This window comes from Methylosinus sp. LW4 (genome assembly GCF_000379125.1).
In the GTDB taxonomy this organism is placed as follows: domain Bacteria; phylum Pseudomonadota; class Alphaproteobacteria; order Rhizobiales; family Beijerinckiaceae; genus Methylosinus.
The window spans coordinates 396,554-422,792 of the sequence record NZ_KB900626.1 but is presented as its reverse complement, the minus strand read 5'-3'; the positions used below and the strand labels follow the sequence as shown (position 1 = coordinate 422,792).

At 66.5% G+C, this 26,239-nt stretch carries 29 protein-coding genes; 13 read left to right on the top strand and 16 right to left on the bottom strand.

All coding sequences use genetic code 11. The features are described from left to right. Window positions 1–257 precede the first annotated feature (257 nt). The 10 genes from METLW4_RS0102085 (at window position 258) to METLW4_RS0102040 (ending at window position 8,434) form a co-directional block, all read left to right on the top strand. Window positions 258–1,736: a methyl-accepting chemotaxis protein gene (locus METLW4_RS0102085; protein ID WP_245258396.1), complete on the top strand. Its 1,479-nt coding sequence runs from the start codon at window positions 258–260 to the stop codon at window positions 1,734–1,736. 2 nt (window positions 1,737–1,738) lie between these two features. Continuing rightward, a complete protein-coding gene (locus METLW4_RS0102080) occupies window positions 1,739–2,209 on the top strand; it encodes a chemotaxis protein CheW (RefSeq protein WP_018264548.1) in 471 nt (156 codons plus the stop codon). A gap of 43 nt (window positions 2,210–2,252) precedes the next feature. After that, complete coding sequence (locus tag METLW4_RS0102075; RefSeq protein ID WP_018264547.1) at window positions 2,253–2,531, top strand: STAS domain-containing protein; 279 nt, start codon at window positions 2,253–2,255, stop codon at window positions 2,529–2,531. After that, window positions 2,528–2,893 (top strand): response regulator, encoded by a 366-nt coding sequence (locus METLW4_RS0102070; RefSeq protein ID WP_018264546.1) that lies wholly within the window; start codon window positions 2,528–2,530, stop codon window positions 2,891–2,893. The genes METLW4_RS0102075 and METLW4_RS0102070 overlap by 4 nt, the downstream gene beginning before the upstream one ends. Before the next feature lie 36 nt (window positions 2,894–2,929). Continuing rightward, window positions 2,930–5,086, top strand: a complete 2,157-nt coding sequence (locus METLW4_RS0102065) for a chemotaxis protein CheA (protein ID WP_018264545.1) — start codon at window positions 2,930–2,932, stop codon at window positions 5,084–5,086. Between the two features lie 71 nt (window positions 5,087–5,157). Continuing rightward, entirely contained in the window at window positions 5,158–6,036 is an 879-nt protein-coding gene (locus METLW4_RS0102060) for a CheR family methyltransferase (RefSeq protein WP_018264544.1), read from the top strand. 1 nt (window position 6,037) lies between these two features. After that, the gene (locus METLW4_RS0102055) at window positions 6,038–7,096 is read left to right on the top strand and encodes a protein-glutamate methylesterase/protein-glutamine glutaminase (protein ID WP_018264543.1); all 1,059 of its coding nucleotides are present in this window, start codon (window positions 6,038–6,040) and stop codon (window positions 7,094–7,096) included. 17 nt (window positions 7,097–7,113) lie between these two features. After that, window positions 7,114–7,503 carry a response regulator gene (locus METLW4_RS0102050; protein ID WP_018264542.1) on the top strand — a complete coding sequence of 130 codons (390 nt, stop codon included), beginning with the start codon at window positions 7,114–7,116 and terminating at the stop codon, window positions 7,501–7,503. A gap of 17 nt (window positions 7,504–7,520) precedes the next feature. After that, on the top strand, window positions 7,521–8,045 hold the full coding sequence (locus METLW4_RS0102045; protein ID WP_245258395.1) for a chemotaxis protein CheD: 525 nt from the start codon (window positions 7,521–7,523) through the stop codon (window positions 8,043–8,045). After that, a complete protein-coding gene (locus tag METLW4_RS0102040) occupies window positions 8,045–8,434 on the top strand; it encodes a hypothetical protein (protein ID WP_018264540.1) in 390 nt (129 codons plus the stop codon). The genes METLW4_RS0102045 and METLW4_RS0102040 overlap by 1 nt, the downstream gene beginning before the upstream one ends. 15 nt (window positions 8,435–8,449) lie before the next feature. On the opposite strand, the gene METLW4_RS0102035 is transcribed toward METLW4_RS0102040, so the two are convergent. From METLW4_RS0102035 to METLW4_RS0101995, 9 genes are all read right to left on the bottom strand, one after another. Further along, window positions 8,450–8,827, bottom strand: a complete 378-nt coding sequence (locus METLW4_RS0102035) for a hypothetical protein (protein ID WP_157234788.1) — start codon at window positions 8,825–8,827, stop codon at window positions 8,450–8,452. A 121-nt stretch (window positions 8,828–8,948) separates the two neighbouring features. Then, on the bottom strand, window positions 8,949–9,323 hold the full coding sequence (locus METLW4_RS0102030; RefSeq protein WP_245258394.1) for a hypothetical protein: 375 nt from the start codon (window positions 9,321–9,323) through the stop codon (window positions 8,949–8,951). 12 nt (window positions 9,324–9,335) lie between these two features. After that, window positions 9,336–10,751 carry a methyl-accepting chemotaxis protein gene (locus METLW4_RS26195; protein WP_018264537.1) on the bottom strand — a complete coding sequence of 472 codons (1,416 nt, stop codon included), beginning with the start codon at window positions 10,749–10,751 and terminating at the stop codon, window positions 9,336–9,338. Between the two features lie 210 nt (window positions 10,752–10,961). Beyond that, window positions 10,962–11,579, bottom strand: a complete 618-nt coding sequence (locus METLW4_RS0102020; RefSeq protein ID WP_018264535.1) for a DsbE family thiol:disulfide interchange protein — start codon at window positions 11,577–11,579, stop codon at window positions 10,962–10,964. Continuing rightward, complete coding sequence (gene ccmD, locus METLW4_RS0102015; RefSeq protein WP_018264534.1) at window positions 11,576–11,737, bottom strand: heme exporter protein CcmD; 162 nt, start codon at window positions 11,735–11,737, stop codon at window positions 11,576–11,578. Before ccmD ends, METLW4_RS0102020 begins: the two co-directional genes overlap by 4 nt. Beyond that, the gene (locus METLW4_RS0102010) at window positions 11,734–12,507 is read right to left on the bottom strand and encodes a heme ABC transporter permease (protein ID WP_018264533.1); all 774 of its coding nucleotides are present in this window, start codon (window positions 12,505–12,507) and stop codon (window positions 11,734–11,736) included. The genes ccmD and METLW4_RS0102010 overlap by 4 nt, the downstream gene beginning before the upstream one ends. Window positions 12,508–12,582: 75 nt before the next feature. Beyond that, window positions 12,583–13,935, bottom strand: coding sequence for a S41 family peptidase (locus tag METLW4_RS0102005; RefSeq protein ID WP_018264532.1), 1,353 nt, complete (start codon window positions 13,933–13,935; stop codon window positions 12,583–12,585). Next, window positions 13,932–15,356, bottom strand: a complete 1,425-nt coding sequence (locus tag METLW4_RS0102000) for a murein hydrolase activator EnvC family protein (protein ID WP_083919174.1) — start codon at window positions 15,354–15,356, stop codon at window positions 13,932–13,934. Before METLW4_RS0102000 ends, METLW4_RS0102005 begins: the two co-directional genes overlap by 4 nt. 238 nt (window positions 15,357–15,594) lie before the next feature. Further along, window positions 15,595–17,010 (bottom strand): hypothetical protein, encoded by a 1,416-nt coding sequence (locus tag METLW4_RS0101995; protein ID WP_018264530.1) that lies wholly within the window; start codon window positions 17,008–17,010, stop codon window positions 15,595–15,597. An 82-nt stretch (window positions 17,011–17,092) separates the two neighbouring features. Between METLW4_RS0101995 and METLW4_RS23655 the strand changes: the two genes are divergently transcribed. Beyond that, on the top strand, window positions 17,093–17,803 hold the full coding sequence (locus tag METLW4_RS23655) for a hypothetical protein (RefSeq protein WP_245258393.1): 711 nt from the start codon (window positions 17,093–17,095) through the stop codon (window positions 17,801–17,803). Between the two features lie 165 nt (window positions 17,804–17,968). Here the strand turns inward: METLW4_RS23655 and dnaN are convergent, their stop codons facing one another. Continuing rightward, window positions 17,969–19,087 (bottom strand): DNA polymerase III subunit beta, encoded by a 1,119-nt coding sequence (gene dnaN / locus METLW4_RS0101985; RefSeq protein WP_018264528.1) that lies wholly within the window; start codon window positions 19,085–19,087, stop codon window positions 17,969–17,971. 224 nt (window positions 19,088–19,311) lie between these two features. Here dnaN and METLW4_RS0101980 point away from each other — a divergent pair, with 224 nt between their 5' ends. Together METLW4_RS0101980 and METLW4_RS0101975 are read left to right on the top strand one after the other, a co-directional pair. Continuing rightward, the gene (locus METLW4_RS0101980) at window positions 19,312–21,552 is read left to right on the top strand and encodes a transglycosylase domain-containing protein (RefSeq protein WP_018264527.1); all 2,241 of its coding nucleotides are present in this window, start codon (window positions 19,312–19,314) and stop codon (window positions 21,550–21,552) included. 127 nt (window positions 21,553–21,679) lie between these two features. Further along, entirely contained in the window at window positions 21,680–22,156 is a 477-nt protein-coding gene (locus METLW4_RS0101975; RefSeq protein WP_018264526.1) for a hypothetical protein, read from the top strand. Window positions 22,157–22,260: 104 nt separating this feature from the next. Here METLW4_RS0101975 and METLW4_RS0101970 read toward each other — a convergent pair whose 3' ends face one another. From METLW4_RS0101970 to odhB, 6 genes are all read right to left on the bottom strand, one after another. Continuing rightward, window positions 22,261–22,965, bottom strand: coding sequence for a glutamine amidotransferase (locus METLW4_RS0101970; protein ID WP_018264525.1), 705 nt, complete (start codon window positions 22,963–22,965; stop codon window positions 22,261–22,263). Between the two features lie 98 nt (window positions 22,966–23,063). After that, window positions 23,064–23,504 (bottom strand): Rieske (2Fe-2S) protein, encoded by a 441-nt coding sequence (locus METLW4_RS0101965; RefSeq protein WP_018264524.1) that lies wholly within the window; start codon window positions 23,502–23,504, stop codon window positions 23,064–23,066. 66 nt (window positions 23,505–23,570) lie between these two features. Further along, window positions 23,571–23,930, bottom strand: coding sequence for a hypothetical protein (locus METLW4_RS23650; RefSeq protein WP_018264523.1), 360 nt, complete (start codon window positions 23,928–23,930; stop codon window positions 23,571–23,573). A 40-nt stretch (window positions 23,931–23,970) separates the two neighbouring features. Next, the gene (locus METLW4_RS0101955; protein ID WP_018264522.1) at window positions 23,971–24,555 is read right to left on the bottom strand and encodes a hypothetical protein; all 585 of its coding nucleotides are present in this window, start codon (window positions 24,553–24,555) and stop codon (window positions 23,971–23,973) included. A gap of 69 nt (window positions 24,556–24,624) precedes the next feature. Continuing rightward, window positions 24,625–24,894 (bottom strand): DUF1150 family protein, encoded by a 270-nt coding sequence (locus METLW4_RS0101950; protein ID WP_018264521.1) that lies wholly within the window; start codon window positions 24,892–24,894, stop codon window positions 24,625–24,627. Window positions 24,895–25,017: 123 nt separating this feature from the next. Next, window positions 25,018–26,238 (bottom strand): 2-oxoglutarate dehydrogenase complex dihydrolipoyllysine-residue succinyltransferase, encoded by a 1,221-nt coding sequence (gene odhB / locus METLW4_RS0101945; RefSeq protein WP_026191176.1) that lies wholly within the window; start codon window positions 26,236–26,238, stop codon window positions 25,018–25,020. Window position 26,239: the final 1 nt, after the last annotated feature.

Below are 26,239 nucleotides of genomic sequence, written 5' to 3'. Positions count from 1 at the left end.
AGGCTTTGAGCATATCGGGTTGACCGTTCGAGCATCGGTCAAAAGCATGAAGCTGCCTCGATATGCCGGCGATCCGGCATGTCCCCGTCGGGGGCGCCTCCTTCCGCACGATCAGTCGAACCAACGCGACTCCGCTCTCCGCGCGAGAGCCATGCGCGCGTGACGGGACCTCGCGTCCTTTCGCCTGCCTAGCGATCACGAGGTCGTCCGTCACGGCGGAAGCCGATCGTCGTTACATCAGCAGCGGGGGCAGAGCGGTGAAGATATACGCGACACTTGTTGCGCCCGTCATCGGGATCGCGATCGGACCCATAGTTTCGCTCGGTCCGCGCCTGCTGCAGGGCGGAGCCTCCTTCGATCCATTATGGGGAGCCGCTGGAGCGAGCGTGTCGCTCATCGGCGCGATCGCCGCTTATCGCGTGATCTCGAGCCGCATATCCCGTCCGGCGACGGCCCTCGTCGCCACGCTCGATCGCATTCGCAATGGCGATCTCGAGACTCCGGTCGCAAGCAGCGGCAAGAGCGGCGAGCTGAGCGCCGTCTTCGACGCGCTGGAAAATCTTCGCGCCACATTGCAGAGCGACGTTCGTCGCCGCGCCGACGCGGCGAGCGCGGAGCAGCGCGCAGCGGCCGAGCGCCGCGCAGCGCAGGACGCCGAGTCGCACGGCTATGTCGCGGCGCATGAATTCTTCATGAAATCCTTCACGGAAGGGCTGGAGCGTCTCGCGGTCGGCAATCTCAAGCACCGGCTGAACGATCCTTTCTCGTCCGATTACGAGAAGATCCGTCATTGCTACAATGTCGCGCTCGACAAGCTGCGCGGCGCCTTCGCGGATATGCTCGGCCATATAGATGGCCTCACCTCGCGGACCGGCGAGATCGCCGGAGCGGCCGATGCGCTGGCGCAGCGCACGGAGCAGCAAGCGGCGAGCCTCGAGCAGACATCCGCGGCGCTCGAGCAGATCACCGCGACGGTGCATAAGACATCGGATGGCGCGCAGCGCGCGGCCGGCGTCGTCTCGGAGGCGCAGGCCGACGCCACGCGCAGCAGCGAGATCGTGCGCAATGCGATCGAGGCCATGGGGCGCATCGAGACCTCCTCGCGCCAAATCGGGCAGATCATCGGCGTCATCGACGAGATCGCCTTTCAGACCAATCTTCTCGCGCTCAACGCGGGCGTCGAGGCGGCGCGCGCGGGCGAGGCGGGACGCGGCTTCGCCGTCGTCGCCTCCGAGGTGCGTGCGCTCGCGCAACGATCGGCGGATGCCGCGCGCGAAATAAAGAGCCTCATCTCGACATCCTCCTCGCAGGTCGAAGATGGCGTGGCTCTGGTGGCGCAGACCGGCAAGTCGCTCGATCGCATCGTCGATCAGGTGGTCGAGGCCAATAAGGTGGTGGTCGAGATCGCCAATGGCGCGCGCGAGCAAGCGACAGGGCTCGCCGAGGTCAACACGGCCGTCGCCCAAATGGATCAGTTCACGCAGCAGAACGCCGCAATGGTCGAGGAGACGACCGCCGCGAGCCATGGCTTGAAGAGCGACATAGAGCGGCTGGCCACTTCCGTCGCCGCCTTCGATCTCGGCGAGCGTGGCGACCCCGCGGCTTTTGCGCCCAAGCGGCAAAAGCCGCTTTCGACGAACAAAGCGCCGGCGCAGCCGCGGCGCGTCACGACGCGTGGCGGCGCGCTTCCGAAAGAGCAGCCTGCGCAGGTCGAGGAAGGCTGGGAGGAGTTCTGATCATGGCCGAGACGTTTTCCCGCGTGGCGACGAATGAGGCGAAGGAGTTCATCGCCTTTCACATCGGCGCCCAGACTTTCTGCATCGACATAATGGCGGTGCGCGAGATTCGCGGCTGGACGCCGGCGACGCCCTTGCCGCATGCGCCGAGCTTCGTGCGCGGCGTCATCAATCTGCGCGGCGCCGTGCTGCCGGTCATCGATCTCGCCACGCGTCTCGGCCTGATGCAGAGCGAGCCGACGGCGCGTCATGCGGTCATCGTCGTGCAATCGGCCGGACAGGTCGTCGGCCTTCTGGTCGACGCCGTGTCGAATATTCTGACGCTGACGCAGGACGCGATTCAGCCGACTCCCGAGGTCGCCTCCGAGATCGCACGGACATTCGTGAAGGGCGTCGTCGCCGCGGGCGACGAGATGATCAGCGTGCTGACCATTCAGAATCTTCTGCCGGAGCCGGTTCTCGACGCGGCTTGAGCCATAGCCTCGCCCTCCCTCGCAACGACATAGAGACGAGCCGATGGTCACTGTCAGCCTACCCGAGATCCTCGACATTCGCGCGACCTCTCCGCTCGCCACGGAGCTTCTGCACGCGCGCGGCAATCCGCTGATGATCGACGCCTCGAGCGTCGCCAAGGTCGGCGCGCAATGCATCCAAGTCCTGCTGTCCGCGCATGCGACATGGACGGCGGATGGATTGCCCCTGAATGTCGTCCATCCGTCCGAGCCTCTCCTCGACGCCCTGGAGACGCTCGGCATTCCCTTCACCGATATTTCCGAACAGGAAAGCACGAAATGAGCAAGACTATTCTGACCGTCGACGATTCTCGAACCATGCGCGAGATGCTGATGCTCGCCCTGTCCGAAGCGGGCTTCAGCGTCGTGCAGGCCGAAGACGGAGTGCATGGGCTGGAGGTGCTCGAGAAGGAGACGCCCGATGTCATCGTCACCGACATCAACATGCCGCGGATGGACGGGTTCGGCTTCATCGAAGGCGTGCGCCGGCACGAGAAGCATCGCGGCGTTCCGATTCTGGTGCTGACGACCGAGAGCGACGGCGAGAAGAAGGACCGCGCGCGCCGGGCCGGCGCGACCGGCTGGATCGTCAAGCCGTTCAATCCTGTGAAGCTCGTGGACGCGATTCGCCGCGTGGCTGTGTAGAGCGTAGCGTTGCAAGGGAGATCGCCCGTGGATCCGATGGCCGCCATCAAGCAGACATTCTTCCAAGAATGTGAGGAGCAGCTCGTCGAGCTGGAGAGCGGGCTGCTCCGAATGGAGGATGGAGACGACGACCTCGAGACCGTCAACGCCGTGTTTCGCGCCGTTCACTCGATCAAGGGCGGCGCGGGCGCCTTCGGCTTCGACGAGCTCGTGGAATTCGTTCATGTCTTCGAGACCACGCTCGATCTCATAAGGTCCGCCAAGCTCGCCGCGACGCCGGCCGTCACCAAGACTCTGCTGCGCGCATCCGACGTGCTCGCCGATCTCGTTCGCGCCGCGCGCGAAGGCGGCAGCGCCGACGCCGGCGCGGTGAAGGTCATCGCGGACGAGCTCAGCGCTCTGCTCGGCGGCGCTCCGCGACATGGCGACGATGATGGCAAGGTCAGCGTCGAGGCGCTCGATTTCCAGCCTGTCTGCATCTCGCTCGATTCCATCTTCGACCTCGGCGAGCCGGAAGCGCCGGCGACGCAGGATTTCATCGTTCGGTTCAAGCCGAGCGCCGGCCTCTACGCCAAGGCCAACGAGTCGCTGCGCCTGCTGCGCGAGCTCGGCAGCCTCGGCGAGATGAGCGTCGAATGCGACATATCGGAGATTCCGCTGCTGACGGAGCTCGACCCGGAAGGCGCCTATCTCAGCTGGACGATTCGTCTGACGACGAGCGCTTCCGAAGCGCAGGTGCGCGAGGTGTTCGAATTCGTTGAATGGGATTGCGAGCTTTCGGTCGAGACGGCGGATGTCGGCAAGCTGCTCGAGGCTCTGCAGGAATCGCTCGAGCCGCATGAGGCGCCCGAGGAGCCCGTCGCCGTCGCGGAGCCCAAGCAGGCGAGCGTCGCCATCGATCCTGCGCCGGCGCCCTTCGCCGCGCCGAGCGACGATCATCCCGCCGCAGCGAAGGCGGAAGCGGCCAAGGGCGACGGCTCCGGCTCGGTGCAGGCGACGATCCGCGTCGATCTCGATCGCGTCGATCGCCTCATCAATCTCGTCGGCGAGCTGGTCATTAATCAGGCGATGCTGTCGCAGCGCGTCTCCGAGGCCGGCCTCTCGCGCGCCTCCTCGGTCGTGATCGGCCTCGACGAGCTCGAGCAGCTGACGCGCGACATTCAGGACAGCGTGATGGCCATTCGCGCGCAGCCGGTGAAGCCGGTGTTCCAGCGCATGTCGCGCACGGTGCGCGAGGTCGCGTCGATGACCGGAAAGGCCGTGCGCCTCGTCATGGACGGCGAGACGACAGAGGTCGACAAGACTGTCATCGAGCGCCTCACCGATCCGCTCACCCATATGATCCGCAACGCCGTCGATCACGGCATTGAGAAAGCGGAAGACCGGATCGCCGCCGGCAAGCCCGAGGAAGGATCGCTGCGACTCTCGGCGACGCATCGCTCGGGCCGCATCGTCATAGAGGTCGCCGACGACGGCGCCGGCATCAATCGCGCGCGCGTGCGTCAGATCGCGGTGTCCAAGGGACTCATACCGGCGGAGGCCAATCTCACCGACGATGAGATCGACAATCTCATCTTCCTGCCCGGCTTCTCCACCGCCTCCTCCGTCTCCAACATCTCCGGGCGCGGCGTCGGCATGGATGTGGTCAAGCGCGCGATTCAAGCGCTCGGCGGCCGCATCTCCATCTCCTCCGTTCCCGGCCGCGGCTCCACATTCTCGATGAGCCTGCCGCTCACCCTCGCCGTGCTCGACGGCATGGTCGTCACAGTCGGCGGACAGACTCTGGTCATTCCGTTGACGGCGATCATCGAAACGCTGCAGCCCAAGAAGGAGAGCGTGCACGAGCTCGGCACTGGCTCGCGTGTCATCGCCACGCGCAACACTTTCACGCCGCTGATCGATGTCGGCGCCGTGCTGCTCTATCGCGACGAGCCGATCGAGCCGACGTCGCAGGTCGCGCTTCTCGTCGAGTCGGAGAGCGGCGCCAAATGCGCGCTGCTCGTCGACGCCATCCAGGGTCAGCGCCAGGTCGTCATCAAGAGCCTCGAGACCAATTACGGCCATGTGCATGGCATTGCGGCGGCGACGATCCTCGGCGACGGCCGCGTCGCGCTCATTCTCGACGTCGATGCGATCGTCGCGCGGCCGCGCGCCGATATGATCGTCGCCGAAATGCCTGTGGCGGCGGAATAGTTCGCCTCGACGCCAGCATCGCGCCACGCCTCGCGTGGGCCGCCACTCCAGATAGAATCGCAAGCAGCCGCATGAAAACCCGCCAACTCGCCTCGGCTCCGCTCGTCCCTGGGGAATTCCTGCTGACTCAGGAGGATTTCCGGCGCATCGCCTCGATCCTGCACGAGGACGCCGGCATCTATCTTCCCGACGCGAAAGCCACGCTGGTCTACTCGCGTCTGGCCAAGCGGCTGCGCAGCCTCGGCCTCGAGAACTTTCGCGACTATTGCGCGCTGATCGTCAGCCAGGAAGGCGTCGACGAGCGGCAGAAGATGATGGCCGCGCTCACCACAAATGTGACGCGCTTCTTCCGCGAGCCGCATCACTTCAAGCATCTCGAGGAGAATGTGCTGGCCAAGCGCGCCGCCGCCGTGCGCAAGGGCGCGCGACTGCGCATCTGGTCGGCGGCCTGCTCCAATGGCCAGGAGCCTTATTCGATCGCCATGTCGATCCTCTCCGTCATACCGGACGCGGCCGATCTCGACGTCAAGGTTCTCGCCACAGATATCGATCCGAACATGGTGGCCGCCGGCGCCAATGGCGTCTATGGCCGCGACATAATGGAAGCTGTGCCGTCGCATCTGCGCAGCCGCTGGTTCACGCCGCTCGGCGGCGGCCGCGACGAATGGGGCGTGACGGAAGAGCTCGCCTCGCTCGTCTCCTTCCGCGAGCTCAATCTCATCGGACATTGGCCGATGAGCGGCCGCTTCGACGCGATCTTCTGCCGCAACGTGGTGATCTATTTCGAGGAGAAGACGCAAGAGAACATATGGAGCCGCTTCGTTCCTCTCCTCAATCCAGAGGGGCGTCTCTACATCGGCCATTCCGAGCGCGTGTCCGGCGCGGCCACATCCGCCTTCGAATATGACGGCGTCACCACTTATCGGCTTCGCTCCAGAGGAATTTCGTAAGATGTCTGTTCGTGTGCTGATCGTCGACGATTCCGCAACCATGCGCGGCCTCATCGCAGCGACGCTCTGTCGTGATCCCGCGATCTCCGTCGTCGGCGAGGCCGCCGATCCGCTGGAGGCGCGGCAGGCCATCAAGACGCTCGATCCCGATGTGGTGACGCTCGATGTCGAGATGCCGAATATGAACGGCCTCGAATTTCTCGAGAAGATCATGCGACTGCGTCCGACGCGCGTCATCATGGTCTCGACCGTGACGGAGCGCGGCGCCTCGACGACGATCAAGGCGCTCGAGATCGGCGCCTTCGACTGCGTCGCCAAGCCGTCGTCCAAGGATCCGCGCTCTTTCGACGAGCTGCCTGCGAAGATCAAGGCGATCGCCGCCTCTCCCATCGGCCGCCTCGAGCCGCTGCGCAGCGAGCCGGTCCGCGTCGAGCCCGCCGCGTCGCGACGCGAGGCGCCGACCGCTGCATCGCGCTATGCGCCGGACGGACGTCTCGTCGCCATCGGCTCCTCCACCGGAGGCGTCGAGGCGCTGCTCACCATACTGTCGCATTTTCCCGAGAATTGTCCGCCGACCATCGTCACCCAGCACATGCCGCCGGTGTTCACGGCGAGCTTCGCCGCGCGCCTCGACCGCATGTGCAAGCCGCAGGTCGCCGAGGCCACGGATGGCGCGCCGATCCTCCCCGGCCGCGTCTATCTCGCGCCCGGCGGCGCCGCGCATCTCGAGGTGGTGAAGAGCGCCGCCGGCGGCTATCGTTGCCGCCTCACCAATGCGGAGGCGGTGAACGGGCATCGTCCGTCGGTGGATGTCCTGTTCAATTCGGTCGCGCAGAGCGCGGGTCGCAACGCGCTCGGCGTGATCCTCACCGGCATGGGCCGCGATGGCGCGCAAGGCCTGCTGGCCATGCGCCAGCTCGGCGCCGAGACGATCGGCCAGGACGAGGCGAGCTCGCTCGTCTATGGCATGCCGAAAGCCGCCTTCGAGATCGGCGGCGTCGGCAAGCAGCTCACGCTGCAGCGCATCGCCGCCCATATCCTCACTTCGACGAACCAGTAACAGTACGGGGGAATTCCATGTCCATCGCCGACCAGTTGAGAGTCTTGATCGTGGACGACACGAGCACGAGCCGCATGCTCATTCGCGACGGTCTCGAGGAGCTCGGCGTTCGCAACATTTTTTTCGCCGGCGACGGCGAGCAGGCCCTGCAATTCATGATGGCCACTCCCGCGCATCTCGTGATTTCCGACTTCAACATGCCCAAGCTCGACGGGCTCGGCCTGCTGAAGGCGATCCGCAATTACAATCCGACCAAGAAAGTCCCCTTCATCATGCTGACGGGACGCGCCGACAAGGCGTTGCTCGAGAATGCGGTGAAGCTCGGCGTCAACAACTTCCTCACCAAGCCCTTCACCGTTCCGGCTCTCAAAAAAGCGCTCGAAGCGATCATCGGCAAAATCGCGTGACGCAAATGAACGCAGCCATGAAACGAGTCCACATCATCCAAGGCGAGTATAGGGTGGTCGACGATCCCAGCGTCGTCCTAGCGACGGTGCTCGGCTCCTGTGTCGCCGCTTGCCTCCGGGACGCCGGCGCCGGCGTCGGAGGAATGAACCACTTCCTCCTGCCCGGCGACTTCACCTCGTCGCGCAATGGCGAGGCCGAGCGTTACGGCGTGCATCTCATGGAGCTGCTCGTCAACGGCCTGCTGAAGAAGGGCGCGCGCCGCGACCATCTCGAAGGAAAGCTGTTCGGCGGCGCGCGCATGATGGAAGGCCTCTCGGACATCGGCGCCCGCAACGCCGAATTCGCGAAGCGCTTTCTGAGGAACGAAGGCATCCGCCTCGTCGCCGAGCATCTCGGCGGCGACCGAGGGCGACGCGTCGAATACGAGCCCGTTTCGGGACGCGCGCGGCAGAGCCTTCTCTCCGGCCCGACGCCCAACGTCGCTCCGGCGCCGGTCGTCATGCCGAAGCTGCCGGCCGCGGGCTCACTGGAGCTGTTCTGATGACAGAGCCGAAGACGACCTCGCCCTGCGGCGCGCATGAGCGACCCCAACCGCTGGTCGAGGTCCTCTCGCGGCTGGCCACAGAGCTGCGCAACGCGGCCAAGGAGACGGACCGCCTCCATTGCCTCGTCGACGGCGTCGAATGGAGCAATATCGAAGAGAAGCACGAGCTCATCCACTCGGCGCAAGCGATCGACTCGATCGAGCAGACGCTCTCGGGACTATCGGATTTCGTCTGCGCCCTCGCGGAGCTCGCGCCGGCGGAATGGCAGGTCTGCGGCGGCGCGGCGGCGCGCAGCGTCAAGCTCGCGGAGCTGGCGGCGCGCCTCGGCGATCACGACGACGACGGACGGACGGATCACCCCGCCGGCGAGCTGGAATTCTTCTGAGCGCGGCGCGCGCGCTCAATCGTCGTCGGCGAGCAGATCGCGCAGCTTGCGGCTCTTCGCCCATTGCGCTGCGTCCTCGGCGGCGTTCTTGAACGCGCCGACGTCGACAGGCTCGCGCGCGCGATCCGAAGCGGTCTCCATCAGCCCTGCGGCGACGGACAGCAGCACGGTCGTCGCCGCCCGCAGGAAGGTCGCCCCGTCACCCTTGGCGTCGTCCACCTCGGCCAGCAGGCGATTGGCGGCGCCGCGCAGCTCATAATCGAGCGTCTCCAAATCGCGACGCAGCTGCGGCGAGAGCTCGCGGCATTCGGCGATGGATATAGGGCCGAGCCCGCCCTGAGAGGGCGCCTCTGCGTCGCCGCCCGGCGAGGACGGCGGATCGACACGCGTCACGGCGACCTCCAAACGCTGACTTGCGACAGCCGCTCAATTCGAGCCCTATAGCATGGCTCCGCCAGAATCAATCCGCTGGACAACCGGTCGTTGCAGCCGCGTCGCCGCTTCGCCTCTCGCGTCATCGGAAGTCGGGTCCGCAGCGCTGCGCGTCCATCTGCGCATTGACCGCGTGCAGCTCGCCTTTGAGCCGCGCGATCTGCGGCTCGCGATCGTCGTCGAAGGGCGTGCCCATCGGCGTCGGAACGCCGAGCGTGCGCGTGCGATCGTCCGCGGCGAGCTGATCCTGCGCCGAGCCGGCGAAGATCAGCGCCTGCGAGATGCGCGCGCGCCGCGCCACGAGCTGCGCGCAATCGACGCCGACGAAGAGCGCCGGATCGACCGGCGCCGGCTCTATCTCCAACGTCGTCTTGGCGCAGGCCGAAAGGCCGAGCGCGGCCGCCAGCGCCACAGCGGCGCGGCGCGGAAGGATGCGGAGGAATGGCTTCGCTCTCATTGTCATGCGCGTTCAAAAATCCGTCCAGGCTCTGCTGCGACGGTCGCTCGCGCCGTGGCGCCGGTCGGGCGCTCCGACGCGGCGCGGCTCGTAGACGCTTTCGCCGCCCGAGGCGACGAGCCGCGGCCCACTCGCGCGCGCGTCCATGTCGCGGGCGATGCGGAAGCGCGAGATCATCTCGATCAGCCGCCGGGTCTTCTCGCTCAGCCCATGGCTGACGGCGGTAGTCTGCTCCGCCATCGCCGCGTTCTGCTGCGTGATCATATCCATCTGGCGGACAGAGCCATTCACCTCGTTCAGCGCGGCGGCCTGCTGGCGCGCGCGATCGGCGATCTCCGCCACCACGCCGTTGACGCGCGCGATCTCCTCGACGATATGCGACAAGGCTTCGCCCGTATCGCCGACGAGCGAGACGCCGCGGCCGATCTGCGCATTGGAGACCGAGATCAATGTGTCGATCTCCTTGGCCGCCTTGGCGCTGCGGCGCGCGAGATCGCGAATCTCGGCCGCCACCACGGCGAAGCCGCGTCCCGCCTCGCCGGCGCGCGCCGCCTCCACCCCCGCATTCAGCGCGAGAAGATTGGTCTGCGTCGCGATCGAGTCGATGACGCCGATGATCTGCGAAATCTTCTTCGAGGATTGCTCGATATCGCCCATGGCGCCGATGGCCTGCTGCACGATGCCGCCGCTCGCCTGCGCCTCCGAGCTCATGTTGGAGACGATCTGCCGCGCATTGCCGGCGTCCTCCGCCGTTCGCGTGACCGTCTCGGTGATCTGCGCGAGAGCCGCCGCGGTCTCCTCGAGATTCGAGGCCTGGCTCTCCGTGCGCCGCGACAGATCATCGGCCGCTGCGACGGTCTCCTGCATGCCGGCGCCCAGCAGCCGCGTGCTGTCGGCCATCTCGCCGATCGCCTCCGACAATTGGCCGACGGCGGTGTTGAAATCCGTCTGCAGCCGGCGATAGGAGCCGGGAAACTCGTCGTTCAGCCGATAGCTCAGATCCTTTTCGGCGATCTTGGCCAGCCCGTCGCCGAGCAGCTGGACGATGCGCGCCTGGGTGGCGTTGGCCTCGGCGATGAGATTCTCATTGGCGCGATGCGCGAGAATCACTTGCCGAAGATTGACGAAAGCCTCGGCGAGCCGCCGCACGCTCTCGGAACAATCCTCGATCTCGAGCCGATAGGAGGTGTCGCCATCGGCGAGTCGGCGGACCGCCTCGGTGACGGCGGCGAGCGGGCGGACGATGCGCGTGCGCACGGCCACGCCGCCGAGAATGCAGAGCAGGCCGATGAGAACCGGCCCGACGAAGAGCGCCGCCAATCTCGGATCGCGCGTCGCCTCCAGGCGACCGGCGAACAGGCTCCAGCTCGCGACGGCCTGCGCGAATGCGATGGCGGCGATGGCGGACAGCAGCACGGCCGACCGCATTCGCAACCCCCTCGGAATAATAGCGCGCAAGCCGATCACCCTTTTAATTTGCGCTCATCCGCAAGCAATTATTCGCGACGCGCCGGAAGCGCGCGCAGACGCGGCCATTCGACCGCGCACCGCGCGACATGGCGCGGGCGACAGAGAATCCTGACCCGCCGCCAAAAGCCAAAATGGCTCAGCCGACGTTAAGTTAAGGTTAATAGAAGCCTACTTCTGCGTGTCGGCCAGCGCCGCGGCCCGCGTGCTCGCGAGCGCCTTCTCGATCTCGGGAAGCAAGGTCTCTTCCAGAGCCTGCCGGGTCAAAGGCCCGACGAACTTATAGGCGATGGCGCCGTCGCCGCGAATGATGAAAGTCTCCGGCACGCCATAGACGCCGAAGTCGATCGCGACGCGCCCGGCGAGATCGACTCCGATCGCCGCGAAAGGATTGCCGACCTCCTCGAGGAAGCGCAGCGAATTGGCCGGCTCGTCCTTATAGGCGAGGCCGGCGAGCGCGACGCCCTTTTGCGCGAGCGCGGGATCCTTGGCGAGGGCCAGCAATTGCGCATGCTCCGCCCGGCAGGGCGCGCACCAGGAGGCGAAGACATTGACGACGCTGACGCGGCCCTTGCGCAGATCGTCGCCGGTGAGGCCGCCGACGCCCGCGAGTCCCGGCAGGGCGGGAAGCGTGAATTGCGGCGCCTGCTTGCCGATGAGCGCCGAAGGCAGGCGCGAGGCGTCGCCCGCGAAGAGGCGCGCGAGAAAGAGGCCGGCCAGCGCCACGAAGACGACGAGCGGCAGGAACAGCGCCAGCCGGCTGCGCGGCGCGGACTCTTCGGCGCTCACAGCGTCTCCCCTCGCGCGGCAGAACCGTTCTTCTCAAGCCGCGCCAGCTCGGACGAAAGGCGTCGATGCTCGAGCAGAATGCGAAAGGCGATGATGAGGATGGTCGCGGCGGTCAGGCCATAGGCCAGGAGAATATAGCCCCAATGCTCGTCGTTCACTGCGCCGGCTCCAGCAATTGTCCAGAAGCGCCGCCGTCTTCTCCGGCGGCGGCGATCTGCAGCGTCAGCCGCGCGACGCGGCGGCGCAAAATCTCGTTGCGGATCGCCATCAGATGCAGCGCCAGGAACAGCGCCGTCGCGCCGAGCGCCATGATGAGCAGCGGCCACAGCATGGAGGCGGCGATGGTGGGGCCGCCGGCGCGCAGCACAGAGGCCGGCTGATGCAGCGTGTTCCACCAATCGACGGAGAATTTGATGATCGGAATATCGACGAAGCCGACCAGAGTCATGATCGCCGCTATGCGCGCGCCGCGGGGGCTGTCCTCCATCGTCTGCCGCAGCGCGATGAGGCCGAGATAGAGCAGAAAGAGGATCAGCATGGAGGTGAGACGCGCGTCCCACACCCAATAGGTCCCCCACATGGGCTTGCCCCAGAGCGAGCCGGTCACGAGGCAGATGAAGGTGAAGGCGGCGCCCAGCGTCGCGGCGGTCTTTTGCGCGGCGTCGGCCAGAGGATGGCGCCAGACCAGCACGCCGAGCGAGGCGGAGGTCATGACCACATAGGCGAACATGGCGAGCCAGGCGGCCGGCACATGAATATACATGATCTTGACCGTCTCACCCTGCTGATAATCGGCCGGCGAGACGAAGAAGACGAGATAGAGGCCGAGGCCGAGGAGCAGCGCGCTCACGCCGCCGAGCCAGGGCAGGACGCGCTGCGTCAGCCGCAGGAAGACGGCGGGATTGGCTAAGGACGAAAACGCGATCATGACGGCCTGCGGAACGAGACGCGACGGGCGGACAGGGAAGCGCCCTCTCCGCCCGATCGATCAGTTGGAAGTCGATCAGTTAGAAGCCTTGGGCTTCGACGAGTCGGACGGCTTCGACTGCTCGGCGGCGCTCTGCGGCTTGAACTTGCCGTGCAGAATCTCGACCGCCGCGATCAGCTGCTTGTCCTTCTTGGGGTCCGGCGGCACATAGGCCTGCGAGCCGCTCTTCTCGTCCTCGCCATTCTTCAGATGGCCCTTGAGCGAGGCCTCGCCCTTGGTGTCGTCCTTGCCCTTCAGCTCGTCCGGCACGTCCTGCAGCAGGTTGATGTCGGGATCGATGCCCTTGGCCTGGATCGAGCGGCCGGACGGCGTGTAGTAGCGCGCCGTGGTCAGGCGCAGCGCGCCATTATTGCCGCCGAGCGGAATGATGGTCTGCACCGAGCCCTTGCCGAAGGAGCGCGTGCCGAGAATGGTGGCGCGCTTATGGTCCTGCAGCGCGCCGGCGACGATCTCCGACGCCGAGGCGGAGCCGCCATTGATGAGCACGACCACCGGCTTGCCGCGCGAGATGTCGCCGGCCGCCCGCGCATTGTAGCGCTGCGTCTCATCGGCCGTGCGGCCGCGCGTCGAGACGATCTCGCCATGGTCGATGAAGCTGTTGACCACCTGGATCGACTGGTCGAGCAATCCGCCCGGATTGTTGCGCAGATCGACGATATAGCCCTTGAGCTTGTCGCCCGGCATCTCCTGCTGGAACTTCTGGATCGCGGTGCGCAGCCCGTCCGAGGTCTCCTCGTTGAACTGGGAGATGCGGATATAGCCGATATCCTCGTCCTCCTTATGCGAGCGCACGGATTTGATATGGATCTCGGCGCGCGTGAGCTTGACCTCGATCTTCTCCTTGTCCTTGCCGCGCAGGATGGTGAGCTTCACCGGCGTGTTGATCTGGCCGCGCATCTTGTCGACGGCCTGATTGAGCGAGAGCCCCTGCACATTGTCGTCGTCGATGGCGAAGATGAGATCGCCGGACATGACGCCGGCCTTGGACGCGGGCGTGTCGTCGATCGGCGTCACGACCTTCACCAGGCCGTCCTCCTGCGTCACCTCTATGCCGAGGCCGCCGAACTTGCCCTCGGTCTGCGTCCGCATGTCCTTGAAGCCCTTGGCGTCGAGGTAGCTCGAATGCGGATCGAGCGAGGTGAGCATGCCGTTGATCGCCGATTCGACGAGCTTCTGCTCGTCGGGCCTCTCGACATAATCGGCGCGCACCTTGTCGAAGACATCGCCGAAGAGGCTCAGATTTTTATACGTGTCGGCGGCGGCGGCGAAGGCCGGGGAGCCGATCAATACGCGCGCATGCTGTCCGAGCGTGGCGCATCCCGCCCCGATGACGATTCCCGTTATGATCAATGAGGCCTTGCGCATCATCCGCCAACCTTCTGAAGTTCCGGCTTCGCCCACCATGGGCCCGGATCGATGGACGTTCCGTCCTTGCGAAACTCTACATAGAGAATGGGCTGTTTCGCGCCGATAGCAATGGCCGCCGCAGTCCTGACGGCGCCGCCGCCCATGTTCGCCACCGGCTCGCCGGCGAGGACGAATTGTCCCACGGCGACGGAGATCTGGTCCATTCCGGCCAAGGTCACATAATAGCCGGCGCCGGCGTTGATGATCAAGAGTTGACCGTAGGATCGGTAGCGCCCCGCAAAAACCACCCAGCCGTCGCTGGGCGCCGTCACGACCGCGTTTTCGCGCGCCGCGATGGAGACGCCCTTCTCGGTCGCGCCCTGGCCGTCCGAGGCGCCGAAGCGCTTGACGATGCTCCCCGCCGAAGGCAGCGCCAATCGACCTTTCAGATCGGCGAAGGCGACGGCTGGAGCGAGACGGGCGGGGTCCTTGAAGGGCGCCGCCAGCGCCTTGGCGCGGCTGTCCAGCGACATTGCGGCGTCGGCCGCGGCGCGCTCCGCGTCGGCCCGCCGCGCCGCTTCCGCCGCGCGCTTGGCCGCATCCACCTCGCTCTCCATGCGGGCGATCAGCTCTTTGAGGCTCGTCGCCTTGGACGCCAGATTGCGCGCGCGCTCGGCCTCGAAATCCAGCGCGCTCTGCGCCAGCATCAGCGCCTTCTGCCGCGTCTCCACCAGAGCCGAGAGGCGGACGCGCTCCTCCTTCAAATGCTCGAGCTCGGCGATGAGGCTCGTTCTCTCCGCCTCTATGCGCCCACGCAGCGCGATGAGATCGGAGAGGTCGGTCTTGAGCGTCTCCACTTCGGCGCGCATCTGCGGCAGCACGGAGCCGAGCAGCATGGCGGCGCGAATGCTCTCCAATATATCCTCGGGCTTGGCCAGCAGCGCCGGCGGCGGCTTGCGCCCCATGCGCTGCAGCACGAGCAGCACCTCGCCGATCAGCGCGCGGCGGCTGGCGAGTGATTTGACCAGCGCCTGCTCGCTCCGCACCGAGGCCTCGAGCTTGGCGCTGACCTCCTCGACGCGCTTCTCCAGCACGCCGACCCGCTGCGCCGCCTCGATCAGCGCGGCGTTGAATTTCGTGCGATCGGCGCGCAGCGTCTCGATTTCCGTCTCGATCTTGCGACGGCTCTCGGCGGAGACGGTGATCGTGTCCTCGAGGCTGCGCAGCTCCGAGCGTTTTCCAGAAATATCGGGAGAATCCGCATTGTCGGCCGCATCCCGCGTCTCGACGACCGGCGTCGGCTTCAGCGTCGTCGTCGCTATGGCGCCGCGCAGATGCTCGCCCCGCGCGGGCTCGGCGACAGCCGTCAATGCGAGACAAAGGGCGGGAAGACAGACGACGGGAAAAGAGGCCCCCGGCTCCCGACGCTCCGCTCTCCGCATAATCCCGCCGCTCGCCCCATGCCTCATGAACGGCGTTCCGCTCCGCCCGCAACTCTTTGCGCCCACCGGAATCCGGCGTGCGAATCTCGTTGCAGTTTGGCTATTCAATAGAGTCCATATTGCGGCGAAGCCGGCGCCCGAGAGCGCTATCCGATCCAATCGGATCGGATAGCGCTCTGGATTCTTTCGTCGGAAGCGAATTCCGATCGATCGAACGATTCCGTTCGATCGGAAAGCGCTAGCGGCGCGGCGACAGCAGGAAATCGACGCCGCTCCCGCTTTCGCCCTCCGGCGCACCCTTGGCGACCGGCTTGCCGCTCTCGCCGGCGACGGAGAGGCGCCCGCGCTCGACGCCCATGCGGCCGAGATAATCGACGACGCGGGCGGCGCGGTCGCGCGCCTTCTCGCGCGCCGCGCGGTCGCCGCCCTCGGCGCGCACGCGCACGTCGACCTCGGTCTGCGGGCAGCGCTGCAGCAGGCCGACGGCCTTGTCCAGCGCTCCGGTCGCGCCGCGCCGCACGCCGGCGCCACGCTTGGCGAAGCGCATAGGCTCGCTGGCCAGCGCGGCGCTCAGCGCTTTCTGGCAGCTCGCGAGGTCCAGCTCGCCGCTGGCGGGAACTGCGGCGCTCGGCTCCTCCCCCGCCGCCGGCTTCGGCAAATTGGACGGCTTGGCGAGGTCTGAAGGCTTGGAGACCTCCGAAGGCCTGGCGATCTCCGACGGCTTGGCGGGTCCAGAAGGCCTGGCAGGTTCCGAAGGCTTGTCGGACAGCTCGGCCGGCGCCGAAGGCTTGCCCATCTCCGCCTTTCCGCCGGCTTCATATTTCTTGCCGGCTTGCGCCGCGCCGGCCGGCTCGGAGGGCGGCGCGCCTATGGAGGGTCGCGCCAGCTCCGGCGCGACGGCGGATGGCGTCGAAGGCGCCGGCTTCACCCCTCCCCGGCCCTGCTCCTTCGGCTCGAGCGCGGGCTTAGGCGCCGCGGCGGGGCCGCCATTGGACGCTCGCGGCTGACCATTCTGCGCCGGCGGCCCGGCGGCGCCATTGGGCGCGGCCGGCTCGTCCTCGCGGGCGGCGCGGCGCGCAATGGCGGCGTTCTCATAATTCTTGGCGGCGGCGCCCGTCAGCGCGTCCACATCGGCGATTCCCCGCACGCCGGGAATATGGGCGATCTCCTCCGCCGCGGCGGCGCGATTGGGCGCATTGCGCGGCAGCAGGACATCGCGGCCGGCGACGTCGAGATAGGCGGGATCGCCGCCGATCTTCTCGATCGCGCTCGCCGCCTTGCGCCGCAGATCCTGCTCCATGGAACGTCCGGCCAGAATGCCGGCGCCGAGCCAGATGAGCGCCAGCGGAATGAGGCCGAGCGCCCAGCCCTCATTATCTCGCAGCGAATGCCGCCCGATGAGCGCGCCGACCAGCGCGCCGAGCAGAAAGGCGGGGAACAGCAGCAGCGCCGTCTCCAGCCAGAAGCCGGAGCGCCCCGGCAGCAGCCCTAGCATCGCCACCGGCAGGCCCGCGGCGAAAGCGAGGGCGAACCACACCAGCCAGCCGGCGACCGGCCCGCGCTCGGAGCGGCGCGCGATGGAGAGCGCCGTCGCGATCCCGACCGCGAAGGCCGAGACGCCCCAGGCCCAGAAATGCGTGAGGAGATATGTCATGGCGCTCGCATGGTCCGGCCTGCGCGAGATTGCGTCACGGCCCTATCTTTGGCAAGGCTCGGGCTTTCAACGGGAGAGGCGCGTGACACGGACATTTTCATTCCCCCTTCTGCTCGTCGCGACTCTGGCCGCCGCGCCGGCCGCGGCGCTCGACGCGGGCGGGGAAGCGCGAGCGCAAATCCTGCCCGTCGAGCGGACGCCCTTTCATGTGCCGGCCTTCCACAATGAGGCGGTCGCCATGCTGAATGTGCTGCTGCCGCCGCATCGCGTCGCGCCCTATCACGAGCATTCGCGCGATTTCGCCTATGTGGTGGTGCGCGAGAGTCCGACCCTCGTCCAGAATTGGGGCGACCCCGCGCCGACGTCGATCCATTGGTCCCGCGGCGCGGTGGGCTTCGGCGCTTTTTCCAAACAGAGCCTCACTCACAGAGCCGAAAATGTCGGGGATGCGCCGCTGAGCATCGTCGGCTTCGAGATTTTGCAGAAGGCGCCGCTCGGCCGCGCGCCTTCGGAACGGCCCGCCGCCTTTGCGCAGATCATCGACAATGAGCGCCTGCGCGGCTGGCGTCTCGCGCTGAAGCCGGGCGAGTCGACGCCCGCCTTCACGCAGACCGCGCCCGGCGTGCGGATCGTGGTGGAGGGCGGCGAGCTGATCGAGACCGATGCGGAGGGCGCCGGGCAGAACATGGCCTTGCAGCCGGGCGATTTCCAATGGCGCGACGCCGGCCCGGCCCGCGCGCTGCGCAACGCCGGCGCGACGACGATAGAGATGGTGGAATTCGAGGTGAAGTGACGCCGTTTTGGCGTCGGAGGCGGCGAGGCCCCCTCCCTCACCCTCCCCCGCTCCGCGGGAGAGGGAGGCGGCCGGCGTTACGCAAACATCTCGATGAAGCGCGGAATCTACTCCCTCTCCCGCGGCAGCGGGGGAGGGCTGGGGAGGGGGCCTGCGTGCGAAACCTCACACCCGCATCGGCATCAGCACATAGAGCGCGCTCGCCCCGTCGCGGTCCTGGATCAGCGTCGGCGAGCCCGGATCGGCAAGGCGGAACAGCGCCGTGTCGCTGTCGAGCTGATCGGCGATATCGAGCAGATAGCGGGAGTTGAAGCCGATATCGATCGGCGGGCCGTCGTAATCGGCCTCGATCTCCTCCACCGCCGAGCCTTGATCGGGATTGGTGACGGAGAGCACCAGCTTGCCTTCCGAGAGCGCCAGCTTCACCGCGCGGCCGCGCTCGGAGGAAATGGTGGAGACGCGATCCACCGCCTCGCGGAACACGCCGCGCTCGACGGTGAGCCGCTTGTCGTTATTGGCCGGAATGACGCGGCCGTAATCGGGGAAAGTGCCGTCGATGAGCTTGGTCGTCAGCACGGTCTCGCCGAAGGAGAAGCGCATCTTATTGGTCGAGAGCTCGATCGCCACCGCGCCATCGGCGTCCTCGACGAGGCGCAGCACCTCGGCCACCGCCTTGCGCGGCAGGATCACGCCCGGCATTCCCGCCGCGCCGGCCGGCGCCGGCAGCTCGACCCGCGCGAGGCGATGGCCGTCCGTCGCCACGGCGCGCAGCAGCTGATGGCCCTCCACCTCGGTCGCATGCAGGAAGATGCCGTTGAGATAATAGCGCGTCTCCTCGCTGGAGATGGCGAATTGCGTCTTCAGAATCAGCTTTTTGAGGTCCCCCGGCGCGAGCGAGAAGCTGTGCGTGAACTCGCCCGAGGTGACGTCGGGAAAATCGCTCTCCGGCAGGCTCTGCAGATTGAAGCGCGAGCGGCCCGAGCGCAGCGTCAGCTGGCCTTGCTCGCCGCTTCCCTCGATAGAGACCTGCGCGCCCTCCGGCAGCTTGCGGACGATATCATAAAGCGTATGGGCCGGCAGAGTGGTGGCGCTCGGCTGGCCGACGTCGGCGGGGACCTTCTCGGTGATCTCGAGATCGAGATCCGTGGCCTTCAGCAGCAGCGTTCCGGCCGAAGCGTCGATGAGCACATTGGCGAGGATCGGAATGGTCGTGCGCCGCTCCACCACTCTGTGAACATGTCCGAGGGCGCGCAATAGCGCCGCTCTCTCGATGGTGACTTTCATTGCGCTCGATCCATGCCGCGTTTTTCATAGCAAGGGCGGGATTTTCGCAAGCCGCGGCGAATAGCGCAAGGGCCGCGGCGCTCTGTGCATAAGTTCCTATTGCGGCGAAGCGCGGCGCCCCTCTTTGCTTAACCGGCCCTTAAATCGACAGCATTAAAGCTAGTGTCGGCGTCGGCCGCGCGCATTACGGCGCGGCGCAGAGGAAAACCGAGGCGGCGGACCCCATGGCGCGCGAGAAACAACGCCGCGAACCGCGTTTCGACGGCGACGGGAGCGGCGAGCTTCGCGCCGACCCGCGAGAGGATCGCATGGCGAAACCCAAACGCAAGGGCAAAAGCGCGCCGCCGGAGGACGATCCGGGCGACGCTCCGCCGGCGCGCGCCGCCAAGCCGAAAAAGGCCAGGAGGGGCGGCGGCTTCGGCCTCGGCGGCCTCGTCTATTGGGGCGCCGTGCTCTCCATCTGGGGCGCGATCGGCGTCGGCGGCGTCTTTGTCTATCATGCGGCGCAGCTGCCGCCGATCGACACTCTGGCCGTGCCCAAGCGCCCGCCCAATATCGCCATTCTGGCGTCGAACGGCGAATTGCTGGCCAATCGCGGCGACACGGGCGGCGCCGCGGTTCGGCTCGGCGATCTGCCGCCCTATCTGCCCAAGGCCTTCGTCGCCATAGAGGACCGCCGCTTCTATTCCCATTGGGGCGTCGACCCCATCGGCATCGCCCGCGCGCTGACGCGCAATGTCACCGGCCGCGGCGGCATGCAGGGCGGCTCGACGCTCACCCAGCAGCTCGCCAAGAATTTGTTCCTCACGCAGGAGCGCACCATCACGCGCAAGATTCAGGAGGCGATCCTCGCCCTCTGGCTCGAGCACAAATATTCCAAGGACCAGATTCTCGAGCTCTATCTCAACCGCGTCTATTTCGGCTCCGGCGCCTATGGCGTGGAGGCGGCGGCGCAGCGCTATTTCGGCCATGGCGCGAGCCAGGTGACGCTCGCGGAGGCCGCCGTTCTCGCCGGCCTGATGAAGGCGCCGAGCAAGCTCGCGCCGGATCGCAACCCCGAAGGGGCGACCGAGCGCGCGGCGCAGGTGGTGACGGCGATGGCGCAGGAAGGCCATATCACCGAGGCGATGGCCAAGCTCGCCCTCGGCCGCCCGGCCGTGGCGCATCGCGAGCGCGGCGCCGGCTCCATAAATTACGCCGCCGATTATGTGATGGACATGCTCGACGACACGATCGGCGCCATCGACCAGGACATTGTCGTGACGACGACGCTGGATCGCAAGCTCCAGGAGGTCGGCGAGAAGTCGATCGCCGAGGAGCTCGACAAGAAGGGCGACAAATTCGGCGTCAGCCAAGGCGCGCTGGTGGCGCTCGACCCCAATGGGGCCATTCGCGCGCTGGTCGGCGGCCGCAATTACGCCGAGAGCCAGTTCGACCGCGCCGTTTCCGCCAAAAGGCAGCCGGGCTCGGCCTTCAAGCCTTTCGTCTATCTCGCCGGGCTCGAGCATGGCCTCACGCCGGACACGGTGCGCGAGGACGGGCCGATCAATGTGAAAGGCTGGCAGCCGGAAAATTACAGCCACGAATATTTCGGCCCGGTCACGCTCACCAAGGCGCTGGCGCTGTCGCTCAACACAGTGGCGGTGCGCGTCGGCCTCGAGGTGGGGCCGAAGACGGTAGTGAAGACCGCGCATCGTCTCGGCGTCGCCTCCGAGCTGCAGCCCAACGCCTCCATATCGCTCGGCACGTCGGAGGTGACGCCGCTCGAGCTGGTCACGGCCTACGCCCCCTTCGCCAATGGCGGCGTCGGCGTGCAGCCGCATATCATCGTCAAGGTCCGCACCGCCGGCGGCAAGCAGCTCTATGCGCGCAAAGGCTCCAGCAATGGCCGCGTGATCGAGCCGCAATATGTGGCGATGATGAACACGATGATGGAGGAGACGCTCTCCACCGGCACCGCGCGCAAGGCGGAGCTGCCGGGCTGGCGCGCCGCCGGCAAGACCGGCACCAGCCAGGATTTTCGCGACGCCTGGTTCGTCGGCTACACGCCGCATCTGGTCGCCGGCGTCTGGCTCGGCAATGACGATAATTCGCCGACGAAGAAGGTCTCGGGCGGCAATCTGCCGGTCGAGGTCTGGAGCCGCTTCATGAAGGCGGCGCATCAAGGCGTGCCGGTCGCGGCCCTGCCCTCCGGCTCCTGGCGCTCGCCCTCCACGGCGGAGAGCGCCTCGCCCATCGCGCCGCTGCTCGATTTCTTTTCCTCCGATCCCGAGCCCGAGCCGCCCAAGCCCTCGCGTCGCCGGCAGGCACGCGACGAGGAGGACGACAACGCGACCGGCTCGGTCCATGGGCTGGAGGCGCTGCTGCCGCCGGCCGATATTCCAAACCAGAACCAAGCCCCGGCGCGCCGGCGCGCGCCCGCCCGCGAGGAGAAGAACATATTCGAGAAGCTGTTCGGCGGCTGAGGCTTATCGACCTCCTCAAATTGTGAGACGCGCGGCACGACAATTGCGAAGCTCGGGGCGAGAACCTGTCCCGCATGTCGCTTTTGTCGCAAAAGCGGCGTGCATTTCGCAAAGTGGAGAAAGCGATATGAGACTGGCGGAGGCTTTCGCTTCGGCGACGCTCGACGATATCAAGGCGGCGCTCGATGGCGGCAAACTGGTTCTGTATTCGACCGGACGTCCGATCGGACCGGACCATAAGATCACCCGTAGCGAGGTGATGGCGACCTTCACCTTCCAGTCTCCCGCTTTCGGCCCGGACGCCGCCGACGGCTCCGCCGCGCCGCTGTTCGCCGAAGCCACTGTCATCGCCAGCGGCATTGGCACGCCCGGCTGGGCGCGCCTCTCCAAGGCCGACGGCACGGCGGTCGTCGATCTCTCGGTCGGCCCCGGCAATACGGAGATCAAGCTGGCGAGCGTTTCCGCCACCAAGGATTTCCCCATCACCATCACGGCGCTGAAATTCCTGCCGGCCGAGTCGGTCGAGTGGAACAAGACCGAGTTCGGTCACGCCTTCCTGACCAATCACGAGAATCCGTTCCGCAAGGTTTCGGTTCGCGGCTGATTTCCGCTTGAAAGGTAGCGACGCCGTCTCGGCCCGACGGCGTCGTTCTCGCGCGGTCCACCGACGCATTCCCGGCGTCCGCGGACCGCGCCTTTTCGTAGCGCCTATGCGTCTATGTCGGCGAGCCAGCGCGCGATGAAACGTCGGCTGCGCTCGGCGAGGCCCGGCGCTTTGGCAGCAGCGGCGGCGCGCAGCCCGGCGATCGAGACGCCGGCGGCGGAAAGCTCGGCCGTATGGCCGATGAGCCAGCGCTCGAGCCCGTCCTTCTCCGCCTCTGGATGAAACTGCAGAGCGAGGCCGCGTCGCCCCACGGCGAAGGCCTGATGCGGATAGAGCGCTGAAGAGGCGAGCAGAGCCGCGCCATCCGGCAGGTCGAAAGTATCGCCGTGCCAATGCAGCACGTCCGCCTCCGGCTCGACCAGAGCGGCGAGCGCGCTCTCGCGTCCCGCCTGCGTCAGGCTTATCGGCGCAAAGCCGATTTCCTTGCCGGCGCCGCCCGGATAGACGCGGGCGCCGAGCGCCGCCGCCATCAGCTGGCCGCCGAGACAAACGCCGAGCGTCGGCGCGTCGCGCCCGAGCCGCCCGCGCAGCAGCGCCGCCTCATCCGTCAGAAACGGATAGTCTTCTGTCTGATAGACGCCGATCGGCCCGCCGAGCACGATGAGGAGATCGGCCCCGGCCGCCTCGGCGGGGATCGGCTGCATCCCCGCCTCGACATAGCGGATCGAATAGCCCGCCGCGGCGATCGGCTCGGCGAAGCTGCCGAGATCCTCGAAGGCGAGATGGCGTATGGCGAGCGCGGTCTTCATCGTTTCCTCGCGGGACGAAATGCCGATCGGCGCAGTCTAAGCCGCCGCCGATCGAGCAGAAAGGTCCAGAATGGAGACGATGACGGGACCTGTCGATCTCAGTCAGCGGTGATGACGACCTCGGGATAGACGTCGTTCTCCTCGCGATCGAGGCCGTCCTCCTCGGCAATGGTCACGCCGGCGAGGCAGACCTCATTGTCGTCTATGACCACCTCGACCTTCTCGAGCTGCGCGCCGACGCAGGGACCGTCGTTGCAGACGCCGGTCGGAATGTCGAATTGCGCGCCATGCTTGCCGCAGAGCAGGAAGCGCTGCGTCGGGTCCAGGAAGGATTTCGGCTCGAAATCGAGCCGGCTACCCTGGTGCGGGCAGCGGTTGACGTAGCCATAATATTTGCCGACGTGACGCACGATGACGACCGGGAAGGGCACGGTCTTGCCCTCGTCATTGACGCGGGCCAGCACATAGCCGACGGCCCGGCGTTTTGCGACATCATTCACATGGCAAACGGCGAAGATTTCGCGTGTCGGCTCTTCCATACCGTTCCTCCTCGGAATCGCTACAAAGTCGGGAAGAGCGAAGCAATCTCGGCGCCGGAACGGGCCTCAGCCCTGCCGGCCGTCGGGAAGCGGCCGCGGGACCGGCGCCTCATTCGGCCCCTCTCCTCCTCCGCGCCGCGCATATTCGGCCGCAATGTCGGCGACCGCGGCATGGAGCGCCTTTTCGCTCAGCACATTCAGCCGCGACTCCAGGCCTTGGATTCTGGCCTGCAGCTCGGCCTCGGCCTTTATCCTCTCCCGCTCGATGCGATCGATCTTGTCGCTCTGCCGCTCGAGCAAGCGCTTGAACTCATCGATCGATTCTTTCGTGTATTGCCGCAACCCGTCGAATTGGACCCTCGTCGTCACCATGTCGGCATAGAGATCGGCGAGCTTCTTCGCGCCTACGAACACCCGGCCAAACATGTCGGCGCTCTTTCGATATCAATTGAAATTCTTTGCCCAATTAATTGAAATTCTTCGCCCAAGCCGCGTAGCTGCGCAGCTCCTCTCGATATTCCTGCATCGATTTCGCGAGCTTGTGCACTTGATCGGAGATCGCCGCGATTTCCGCCTTGCGGATAGGCGTCGGCTCATTCAGACGCTCGGGCGCGCCGACGGCGGATCGCGCGATCGCCAGAGCGAAGCCTTCGCGCTCGAGCCGCTGCGCCTGGGGAAACACACTCGATAGGAGTCGCACGGAATTGGCGGTGTCGACCAGCATGGCGAGCAGGTCGGGGGCGAGCTCCTTGCGCCCCTCATCCGTATCGTAAGCCCGGCGATCCGCCTCGAGCGAATGGAAAGAGGAAAGGAGAAGACCGATACGGACGTCTTCCAGACAATCGCCGAGATGCTTTTCCAGCTGCTCGATCGAGCGAAGCAGACGAGGGGCCGACGCGGTTTCGACGAGACGCTTTCGAAGCTCTGCTGTCTTGCGCTTCGCCTCCGCGTGCAGATCGATCGCCATTTCGCGGTCGACCGACCATGCGTTGTCAGCGGGCGCCGTGACCGTGAAATCCCGAAAAGCGGCCTGTCGCGAGGCGTTGGTCATGAAACTACCCTTTGGACCCTCGGGCCAAAAACGTCGCTTCAGATAGGCTACACCAAGCGAGCGTCAGCCTCAATGGAGGCTGACGGTCTGCAGCTGCTGCTGCCAGGCGTTGGCGAGGGCGCCCTCTTCCGTGTCGGCGAGGACGATCGGCGTGCCGTCCGCGCCGAGCAGCGCGAAAAGCGTCAGGCCGGGCTCTATGGCCGGAGCCTGAGGGTAGAGCCGCTTGACATCCTCCGAGCTCATCGTCCGCACATAGGCGATCGCTCCATCGCCCAGATGCGCGAATTGCTCGGGGGTCAGCAGGGGGATTCTTCTCTCGGTCGCGGTCTTGACTTCCATCTCACCTCCTCGGCGGTCGTATCGACCCGCCCGGCGGACGCCTACTCATCGTAGCACGGGAGATATCTGTGCATCGGGACGGCGGATTTTGAGGGTGCCGTCCCAGATTTTTTCGCGAAACCGTCACAAATCAAGGACGAGGCGCGAAGGGTCCTCGAGCTGCTCCTTGACCCGCACCAGGAAGGTCACGGCCTCCTTGCCGTCGACGATGCGATGGTCATAGGAGAGTGCGAGATACATCATCGGGCGGATCTCGATCTTGCCGGCGATGACGACCGGCCGCTCCTCGATCTTATGCATGCCCAAAATGCCGGATTGCGGCGCATTGAGAATGGGCGTCGACATCAGCGAGCCGTAAATGCCGCCATTGGAGATGGTGAAGGTGCCGCCGGTCAGATCGTCGAGATCGAGCCTTCCTTCGCGCGCCTTCCTGCCGAAATCGCCGATCGCCTTCTCGATCTCGGCGACGCTCATGCGATCGGCGTCGCGCACCACCGGCACGACGAGGCCTTTGTCCGTGCCCACGGCAACGCCGATATGGCAGTAGTGCTTGTAGATGACGTCGGCGCCGTCGATCTCGGCGTTGACGGCCGGCACTTCCTCCAGCGCCTTGCAGCAGGCCTTCACGAAGAAGCCCATGAAGCCGAGCTTCACCTGATGCTTCTTCTCGAACAAATCCTTGTAGCGATTGCGCAACGCCATCACCGCGGACATGTCGACCTCGTTGAAGGTGGTCAGCATGGCGGCGTTGGACTGCGCTTCCTTGAGGCGCTTGGCGATGGTCTGGCGCAGGCGCGACATGCGCACCCGCTCCTCGCGCGCGGCGTCGGCCGGTGGGGCGGCGGGGCGCGGCGCCGGCGGAGCGATCGCCGGCTCGGGAACGGGCGCGGGGCGCGCCGCGAGCGCGAGAACATCGCCCTTCAGCACCTGCCCCTGCTTGCCGGAGCCGATGATTCCCGAAAGATCGACGCCCTGCTCTTTCGCGATCTTGGCGGCGGACGGCGCCGGCGGACGAGCCGGCGCGGCAGCGACAGGCGCGGGCGCCGGAGCGGCTGGCGGCGGCGCGACGATGGGCGCGGCGGGAGCCGGACGCGGCGCGGCGGCCGTGGCGCCTTCGGCGATCTGCCCCAGCAGCGCGCCGGGCGTGACCGTCTCGCCATCCTTGGCGACGACATCGGTCAGCACGCCGGCGGCGGGGGCGTTCACCTCGAGCGTCACCTTATCGGTCTCGAGCTCGACCAGCGCCTCATCCGCCGCGACGGCGTCGCCGGGCTTCTTGAACCAGCGGCCGATCGTCGCCTCGCTCACCGACTCGCCCAGGGTCGGAACGCGAATTTCCGTCATG